9 protein-coding genes are annotated in these 9,189 nt (G+C 40.7%); 8 read left to right on the top strand and 1 reads right to left on the bottom strand.

Features of this window, described 5'->3' with window-relative positions:
- A partial coding sequence (locus PR675_RS21070) for a hypothetical protein (RefSeq protein ID WP_442959618.1) occupies nucleotides 1-62 on the bottom strand: 62 nt, incomplete at its 3' end.
- A gap of 347 nt (nucleotides 63-409) precedes the next feature.
- Here PR675_RS21070 and PR675_RS20240 point away from each other — a divergent pair.
- The 8 genes from PR675_RS20240 (at nucleotide 410) to PR675_RS20205 (ending at nucleotide 8,277) form a co-directional block, all read left to right on the top strand.
- Nucleotides 410-1,204 carry a class I fructose-bisphosphate aldolase gene (locus PR675_RS20240; RefSeq protein ID WP_004916010.1) on the top strand — a complete coding sequence of 265 codons (795 nt, stop codon included), beginning with the start codon at nucleotides 410-412 and terminating at the stop codon, nucleotides 1,202-1,204.
- A gap of 11 nt (nucleotides 1,205-1,215) precedes the next feature.
- Complete coding sequence (locus PR675_RS20235; RefSeq protein WP_004916012.1) at nucleotides 1,216-1,773, top strand: glycerol-3-phosphate responsive antiterminator; 558 nt, start codon at nucleotides 1,216-1,218, stop codon at nucleotides 1,771-1,773.
- 275 nt (nucleotides 1,774-2,048) lie between these two features.
- Nucleotides 2,049-3,590 (top strand): FGGY-family carbohydrate kinase, encoded by a 1,542-nt coding sequence (locus PR675_RS20230; protein WP_060561513.1) that lies wholly within the window; start codon nucleotides 2,049-2,051, stop codon nucleotides 3,588-3,590.
- A gap of 18 nt (nucleotides 3,591-3,608) precedes the next feature.
- The gene (locus PR675_RS20225; RefSeq protein ID WP_060561512.1) at nucleotides 3,609-4,370 is read left to right on the top strand and encodes an SDR family NAD(P)-dependent oxidoreductase; all 762 of its coding nucleotides are present in this window, start codon (nucleotides 3,609-3,611) and stop codon (nucleotides 4,368-4,370) included.
- Nucleotides 4,371-4,404: 34 nt separating this feature from the next.
- Complete coding sequence (locus PR675_RS20220; protein ID WP_060561511.1) at nucleotides 4,405-5,400, top strand: 2-hydroxyacid dehydrogenase; 996 nt, start codon at nucleotides 4,405-4,407, stop codon at nucleotides 5,398-5,400.
- A 307-nt stretch (nucleotides 5,401-5,707) separates the two neighbouring features.
- The gene (locus PR675_RS20215; RefSeq protein WP_042116105.1) at nucleotides 5,708-6,964 is read left to right on the top strand and encodes a PTS galactitol transporter subunit IIC; all 1,257 of its coding nucleotides are present in this window, start codon (nucleotides 5,708-5,710) and stop codon (nucleotides 6,962-6,964) included.
- Nucleotides 6,965-7,623: 659 nt separating this feature from the next.
- Complete coding sequence (locus PR675_RS20210) at nucleotides 7,624-8,010, top strand: hypothetical protein (protein ID WP_239686482.1); 387 nt, start codon at nucleotides 7,624-7,626, stop codon at nucleotides 8,008-8,010.
- A gap of 24 nt (nucleotides 8,011-8,034) precedes the next feature.
- Nucleotides 8,035-8,277 carry an AAA domain-containing protein gene (locus PR675_RS20205; protein WP_272582955.1) on the top strand — a complete coding sequence of 81 codons (243 nt, stop codon included), beginning with the start codon at nucleotides 8,035-8,037 and terminating at the stop codon, nucleotides 8,275-8,277.
- Nucleotides 8,278-9,189: the final 912 nt, after the last annotated feature.

Raw genomic sequence — 9,189 nt, 5'->3', positions numbered from 1 at the left:
GTAGCAGGAATGGTTGTTGGCATATTTGCCCCTTCAGCAACGGCTTTCACACCATTTTTGATGATATGTCAAAAAGTTTAACGCGACACTTATCACAATTTTGCAACATCCATTAGACAACGCAAACTTGGGTATGGTAGAGATAATAGCCATACCCAGTTTATTAAACTTAGTTAATTTAAACCCAGCTAACTTTAATAAACTAACTGACAGATTAATTTTCCGATTAAAATCATCTAATAAGAAAATTACCTATCAGTATGAAAAAGAAGTCATCAAATACCGATTAGGTTTTCTATTTTTCTAAGCCGAAAAGAAAAACAGAAAACCACAGGGTCAGTGAACTGAAAGCCCTCAGAGATCAAAACGGTCTCTGAGGGCTTTTTTTATTTTTTATAAAGGAAATATTATGTCTAAACAACGCCGTTTATCCAAAATTTTTGCAAAAGATGGTAAGTCCGTCACACTGGCACTCGACGGTTATTTTTTCTCCACCAAAACTGCTGGCATCGATAACACCATCAAGAAAATGCCTGAACTGGCTGCTAACGGTTTAGATTGCGCCTTAATCACTTATGGTATGGCAAGAAACTATGCAGATGCCTTTAATGATGTTTCAATCGTGCTACGTGTTGATTCTACAGTAAATGTGTATGACAACAGTGTGCCTGATACCCAACAAGTTTTTGGTGCCGAAGAAGCACTGAAAATGGGTGCTGATGGCATGGTATGCATGACCTTCCCCGGCGCATTTAATGAAGAGAAAACTCACGCTATGACGGCAAGACTGGTCAAACAAGCTGAGCAATGGAATATGCCATTTATCGTTGAATCACTGCCATACGGCTATGCAGTAACGAGTCCTGAATCCAATGAAGCCAAAGTGATTGCTGACTCTGCGCGTATTGCGGTTGAGTTAGGGGCAGATATCATCAAAACACGTTTTTCTGGCACACCAGACGACTATTTGATTGTCGAAGCATCAATGGTACCTGTTTTAGCACTCGGTGGACCAAAAACCGATACACTGAGTTATTTCAAATTTGTTGAACACTGTATGAAGATGGGAGCCAAAGGCGTTGCTGTGGGCCGTAACATCACTCAAGACCCTAACCCTGTCGCGATGGTGGCTGGCCTTAACGCTATCATCCATCTCGGTGCATCACCTGAAGAGGCATTTGCGCTCTATCAAAATAAAAATTAGGAATTATTAGCATGAATTTAAATAACACCATCATCCCATCGGTTCGCAACTATAAATATTTCGAGCGCGCACTTGCTAGCCACTCTGAATATATCTTATTGCCGGACGCCGATATCGGCAATTTACAGTCGATGATTGGGAAATGCCATAAAGCGGGAAAAAAGGTGTTAGTCCATTTGGAGTTATTAGGTGGATTTAAACCTGACCAAGCTGGCGTCACCGTATTAAAGAATTTTTATAAGGTGGATGGTGTTATTTCATCAAATTTTACAGCCCTACGTTACGCAAAAAAAGAAGGGTTAGACACCATCTTTCGCGTATTACTCGTTGATTCACGATCACTAGAACAGGCCAGTAATATGGTCAAAAACTATTCCGTGGATGTCGATGCGATCGAGTTATTACCTGCTGAATATGCTTGTACCTGTTTTGATTTATTAAAACGCAGTTTTAACCAAGCCAATACGCAATTTATTGCAGGTGGCTTTGTTAAACGAAAATACTTAGTTGAAAAGATTTTTTATACCGGTTTTAACGGCATTACCACCAGTGAACATACATTGTGGTAATTAAAGTTTGAGTTGTAAACCCTACGCCAACACCATTACAACTCAAATAATTAAAATAATGATAAACCCAAAATATACGCTCTACAGCGATTCAAAATAAAACAATAGAGCTGTTGTATGAAATATCTGTGGTGTAACAGCCACCCAAAATAGTTCGTGCTACAGCTAGGCGGTAAATGAGGATATCCCAGGGAGCATACATAAGTATGTGACTCGGGTAGTCAAATGCAGCCAACGACGCTGTGGTGCGAAATATGAAGGGTTAGAGGAGTTCCATGAAAAAATATATCTTAGGAATTGATAATGGCGGCACTGTGACCAAGGCTGCTATCTATAACCTCGAAGGCCAAGTACTGGCTATTGCGTCCAATACCACTCGGATGATCACCCCAAAACCCTTTTTTACTGAAAGGGATATTGAGGAGTTATGGCAATCTAATTTATTCGTTATCAAAGAGGTACTTAAAAAATCAGTTATTGATGCTGCCGATATTATTGGCATCTCAGTAACCGGTCATGGTAATGGTCTCTATTTAGTTGATGAGCAGGGAAAACCCACTCGTAATGGCATTATTTCAACAGATAATCGTGCCAAAAAATATGTTGAACAATGGTATCAATCACCTAAATTCGAAAGTGAAATTCTACCTAAAACCATGCAATCGATTTGGGCAGGCCAACCTGTCGCCCTACTCGCTTGGCTACAAGATAATGAACCTGAAACACTGGAAAAGGCGCGTTACATCTTTATGGTGAAAGATCTGATCCGCTTTTATTTGACAGGTGAAGCCACACAAGAGCTGACCGACATCTCAGGTACTAACTTGATTAACGTACGCGATCGTTGCTACGACAATGAACTACTCGCTTTCTGGGGTGGGCTATCGTGGAAAGATAAACTACCGCCAATCAAGCTATCCACTGATTGTTGTGGCCGTATCACAGAAGAAATCGCTGCACTGACTGGCCTTAAAGCAGGCACGCCAGTTTCAGGTGGCATCTTTGATATTTCCGCTTCGTCATTGGCTTCAGGTATCAACCAAATCAACAAATTGGCAATTGTTGCAGGAACCTGGAGCATCAACGAATACGTCACCGACAAACCGGTGGTTGATAAAGATTTGTTTATGACGTCGATTTACCCGATGGAAAATCGTTGGCAAATTACTGAAGCCAGTCCGACATCTGCCAGTAATTTAGAATGGTTTATCACCCAATTTATGGCGGCAGATAAGCAGCTTGAAGAAGCCAAAGGCAGTTCAGTGTATGAACTGTGTAACCAATTAGTGGCTTCCACCACGCCAGATGAAAGCCAATTGATGTTCTTCCCGTTTGTATTTGGTTCCAACACCATTCCAGATGCCACTGCCGGTTTTGTTGGTGTCACCAGTTTCCATCAACGCGCTCACTTCCTCCGTGCTATCTATGAAGGAGTTGCATTTAGTCACCTTTATCATGTCGAGCGGCTGCGCCGTATTAATCCACAGTTGAGCAATGTGATCCGCATCGCGGGCGGTATTACTCACTCACCCGTTTGGCTACAAATTTTTGCCGATATCTTCCAGAGCCAATTAGAAATCGTCGATGTGAAAGAGCACGGTACCCTTGGTGCCGCCATGACCGCAGCGGTGATGGAAGGCTATTTCCCCGATGTTTTTGCGGCTTGTGATGCGATGGTAAAAGTGTCTGAAGTGATCCATCCACAAACGGATAAACAAGCGGTTTATGCCAAAAAATACGCCATGTACAAACGCATGCTAGATGATATGCAACCGACGTGGAAATCACATAACCCCCAGCAAACCATTGATGCTTAAATAAGGAGTTAGTTGATCATGGAACTTAATTTACACGGTAAAAATGCGCTGGTCACTGGTGGGGCGACTGGACTAGGGCGTGAGCTGGTGCAATCGCTGGTAAAAGAAGGCGTTAACGTCTGCTTTACTTATCGTAGCCATCCAGAAGCCGCATTAGCGCTAGTTGAGGCGCTAAATGGTTTAAATGGTACTGAGGTAGTTGCTATCCGAACCAACTTAGGCAACAGCCAAGAGATTGATGCATTATTTGAGCAGGGGCTCACCCATTTCAAACAATTCGACATCCTGATTAATAATGCAGGTATTTGGCCGACAGGGATGGTCGCAGATATTACACTGGAAGAGTGGGATAACGTGATGAACATCAACCTAAAATCCGTTTTCCATTTAAGCCAATTATTTATCAATCAATGTTCAAATAAGCAAATCACTGGCTCAGTGCTCAACATTACCTCGCAAGCAGCGTTTCATGGTTCAACGACTGGTCACTCACACTACGCCGCCAGTAAAGCGGGCTTAGTCGCCTTTTCAATATCACTGGCGCGTGAGGTTGCCAAACAAGGCATTAATGTTAACAACATTGCAGTTGGCATTATGGATACTGAAATGATCCGCGGCAACCTAGAGAAAGACCCACAATATTATCTGAATCGAATTCCTGTTGGGCGTGTCGCCTCCCCTGCTGAAATCGCGGATATTGGGGTGTTCTTGGTTTCAAAAAAAGCCAGTTATATGACGGGAGCAACCATTGATGTGACTGGTGGGATGTTAATGCGCTAAGCCCATAGGGCAACAAAAAATTTTGGAGAACAACATGAAATGTCTGGCAATTGCGGATCTATTTATTGATAAACCAACCATGGAGGCTGGGCTAGAAAAGCTACGCCAACAAGGTTATGAGGTTATCGTTCGTCAGTGGGCACACCCTTCTATTGAAAAACTGCAAGAAGATAACTTGCAAGTTGAGCAACACGGTGCGGAAGCGGTGATTTTACCAGCGGATTTATATGCGGATTTACAAGATGTTGAGTTAGTGATCACCCAGTTCGCCCCTGTGAATAAAGCAGTAATCGATAAACTACCAAAACTGAAATATATCGGTGTATTGCGTGGTGGCATTGAAAATATCAATAAAGAATATGCCGAGAACAAAGGCATTAAAGTAATGAATACACCAGGGCGTAATGCACGCAGTGTGGCTGAATTTACGGTTGGCATGATGTTGGCTGAAACACGTAATATTGCGCGTGCACATGATGCATTGAAGGATAAATATTGGCGTAAAGATTTCGTCAACGCGGATGTGATCCCAGAAATTGGTGGAAAAACCATTGGGTTAGTTGGCTTTGGCCATATTGCTCAACTGGTGGCTAAATTCCTTAAAGGCTTTGATACCAACGTTATATTTTACGATAAATACGTTGACGCTGTTGACGGTTACACCAAAGTTGATTCACTTGAAGATTTGGTTAAAGTTGCCGATATTATTTCGCTACACGCACGTTTATCCCCAGAAACACAAAACTTGATCAACGAAAAACACTTTAAATTAATGAAACCCACCGCCGTAATAGTGAATACCGCGCGTTCAGGTTTAATTAATGAGCGTGATTTGCTGCAAGCACTCAAAGAAAAACGCATTATGGGTGCCGCTATCGATACCTTTGATGATGAGCCATTAAAAGAGGAGAGCGAATTTTATTTATTAGACAATGTGACCATCACACCGCATATGGCAGGTAGTACTTTAGATGCATTCAGCAATACGCCAAAACTATTTGCTGAGATATTTTTAAAACAACAAAAATAATTAATTTAACGAAAAGAACATCGGCAAAAAATATAAAAAATAAACGATAGGGTGAAACCTGTCAGGGGCACCCTATACCCTACAAAAACAACCTTATGTATTTTGAGTAATTATAAACCACAACTTATTTAACTATCAGGTTTATTTTTTTATTCAATACGCAGTAGGTAAATACTCTAAATAGTTCGCGTTGTGGCTAGGCGACAAGCAAACGAGTCGCTAGGGCATACATAAGTATGTGACTAGTGCGAGTGAACGCAGCCAACAACGCCACGGCGAGAAATATGACGAGTATTGGGAGGAAGGCATGGATATAATCAACAATATCATCGGGCTGGGCGCATCGGTTATGATGCCAATAATATTTTTCATTATTGCATTATGTTTTGGCGTTCGCGTAGGCACCGCTTTTAAAGCGGGTATGTTAGTCGGCATCGGTTTTGTTGGTGTTGGCTTAGTCATCAACTTATTACTATCGAATTTAGGACCTGCCTCGCAATCGATGGTTGAAAAGATGGGTTTAAACCTTACCGTGGTTGATACGGGTTGGCCTACTGCCTCCACCATTGGCTGGGGCTCACCGATTATGGTGCCAGTTGTACTAGGCTTTATTGCGATCAACTTAGTGATGGTTTTATTTAAGCTCACAAAAACCATTAATATTGATATCTTTAACTATTGGATATTTTTATTAGTCGGTTCTGTAGTGTATGCGGGTACTGAAAGCTACTGGCTATCAATTGGTATCACTTATGTGATCTTTATTGCCACTTTGGTTGCGGCAGATATTACTGCACCTTATCTACAACGTAATTATAATTTACAAGGCATTTCCTTCCCTCATCTGACTTGTATTATGTATGTACCGTTTGGCATCGTGACAAACTATATTATCGAGAAAATTCCAGGGTTAAATAAAATTAACCTCGAACCCGAAACGATTAATAAAAAATTCGGTGTATTCGGTGAACCATTAACATTAGGCTTTATTTTAGGTTTGGTATTAGCATTGATGGCAGGCTATCCTATCAGTGAATCTGTTGCACTCGCCGTGACCGTGTCTGCGGCAATGTTACTACTGCCTAAAATGATCGAAATTTTAGTCCAAGGTCTGTTAATTGTTCGCGATGCCGTTGAAGCAAAATTGAAAAAGAAATTCCCTAACCGTGATTTCTATATTGGCATGGATACTGCACTGTTAATTGGTGAGCCTTCCGTGTTGGCAACTGGGCTATTACTGATCCCAATGGCGATTGTGTTAGCTTTCGTACTACCAGGCAACAAAGTATTACCTTTCGTTGACCTTGCTTCATTGATGTTTTTATTAGCTATGGTGACACCATTCTGTAAGCGTAATATGTTTAGAATGTTTATCTGTGGCACATTAGTCCTAACATCCATTTACTATGTGGGAACTGATATTTCCAAGGAATATACGCAAGCTGCGGTGAATTCGAATATCCCAGTACCAGAAGGGATTTCAGAAATGACCAATATCGTGGGTGGAGCAACCACACCTGCGGGCTGGGCAGCAGTAAAAGTTGGCGAATTAATCGCTAAGTAATCCTCAATTAACAGCTAACTATAACTTCTCTTAGTTAGCTGTTTTATTTCAAATACTCACCAACGCTACGGGTAACCAATTTCCCTTCTCTCTTCTTCATAAATACCCTCACTCACTACAGTTTTAGGCCGAGAGCAATCATAACGTGAAGTCTATAAAATTCATTTAATTTAAGTTAACCTCAATAACTATTAAAATATTTTAAACAATGACAGGTAGAAAAATAGGCATTCGAAACCTCTACCAATAGATATTTTAAGTGGTTGGCAACGTATAGCGTTTTTTCACCCTTATTCGTCCGATATTAATAACAAGAAAAAATTATCTATATCCCGAAAAGCGCTTACAGAAAATAAGAACAACCAATTACCTTGGCTTTGTGATAAATACCGAGAGCAATATAAAATTCCTAAAACAACCGCATTTATTCTTTACCTTGGTGAGTTTGATAAAAATCTAAGTAATTCGCTCATTCAAGATATTGTCGGTTCAGAAACAGGGCAAGCTAAAGAAGAGTGCGAACAACGTTTAAGTAATGAAAGAGTAACCATCTTTGCCAAGAAGCACTACATCAATATGCTGACCGTTGGAACCCACAAACTTTCTCAATCCAACAAATTGCGAATCGCATCAATTCATGGGGCTGTCAGTTAGAAGTCATGAATAACCCGATTTGGATTGGTATTCTTTTATGGGTACACCGCCATTGTATTGAACCTATGTTTAGCCTTGCCAATAATAGGACTTACAATGGCCGTATGATCCATGCGGATTCAAAGGACAACATTCTCAGCCTCTCCATCAATAACAAGCTCAAAAACCATGAGGTTGTATCAAAGGGGAATACGGGTAATAAACAATACCGAGATAGCCACGGCAAAGACCTATTAATGTTATTATCTCGCCTAATGCAGGAAAATATTACGCTACAATCTATTTATGTGATCACACCTTTTAACGCGGTTAAAACTGCATTAATCGAATTACTCAAGGAAACAGATCTACCAGCTATACAACAGCCAGTGATTAAAATCACACCAGAATAGGTCAACCATTGGGCCAAACATAAGATTGGCGCCGTGAATACCTTCCAAGGTAAAGAAAATGATACCGTTATTTTTGTACTCGGTTGCAGTATCGGTGAAGAAGGTGGCGCACAATGGGCAGCGAGTAAGCCCAACCTAGTTAATGTCGCTCTAACACGCGCCAAGAAATATATTTTTGTAATTGGTAATCCTGATGTATGGGGCCATCTACCAAGCTTTTCAGATGTAGCCAATACATCGCCAAAAGAAATAGGCACTTTGGAATAACTCATTAAATAGACTCTAGAAGCTCATCGTATTATGGTGAGCTTCTAACCAAGTCATCACGTTAAACTGCTAAATCAAATATAAAGTAATACTCATTGATATGCTTAATTAGCTAACACTACAGAAAATCACTCTCGATTTAAAAAGTACTGTTTAATAGTATGCCGCAGCCATTGATGTGCTGGATCCCTGTCTAACCGTGGGTGCCATGCTTGAACAATAAACACCGATTCCAATTCAAGCGGCAAGCTTAGCGGACTTAATTGCTTACCCCAACCCTCTTTTCCCTGTTGGGACACAATTTGATTATTGTAATACGGGCTATTTTTTATTATTGAACGCGTTAGCAGGCAAAGTTATAAAGAATTTGCTCAACAGTCTATTTTTAAACCATTACAAATGGATAATAACTTTATAGTGGGATCGTACCCCGTCCACACCACAATTGCTCGTGGGTACCGTGAAAACAATACATGTGGCTATCAATTAAGTGAAAGTCTTTGGACTTAAACCGGTGATGGTGCTGTTCATTCAAATGTTTTAGATTTAATGAAATGGGGTAAAAATGACACCAGTGGTAAAGTCGGAGGAAAAGCACTAGTCGAGAAAATGCTTCAGGCATTACCGGCTAGAAATAGGATAGGTAAAGCCATTGAACACCATCAGAAATATGCTTATGGCATTATTATTTCACAACACTTCAGCATCACACATTTCGAGCATTCATGAGGCTGGGCTACCTATTTTTTACGTTTACCTGATTTAGGCTTAACTGTCGCTGTTTTGGCAAATGTTGAAGATTTAGACACGCAAAAGATGGCTTATGAGTTTACCGATATCATTTTGACTCAATCTACGGAATTCCATGACGACCATGATTAATAATGAGTGCAGTGGTCAACAAAAATTGCT

Origin of the sequence: Providencia sp. PROV261 (assembly GCF_028477945.1) — a bacterium.
Classification (GTDB): domain Bacteria; phylum Pseudomonadota; class Gammaproteobacteria; order Enterobacterales; family Enterobacteriaceae; genus Providencia; species Providencia stuartii.
The sequence above is the reverse complement of the archived record's forward strand: the minus strand, read 5'-3'. Positions and strand labels throughout refer to the sequence as shown.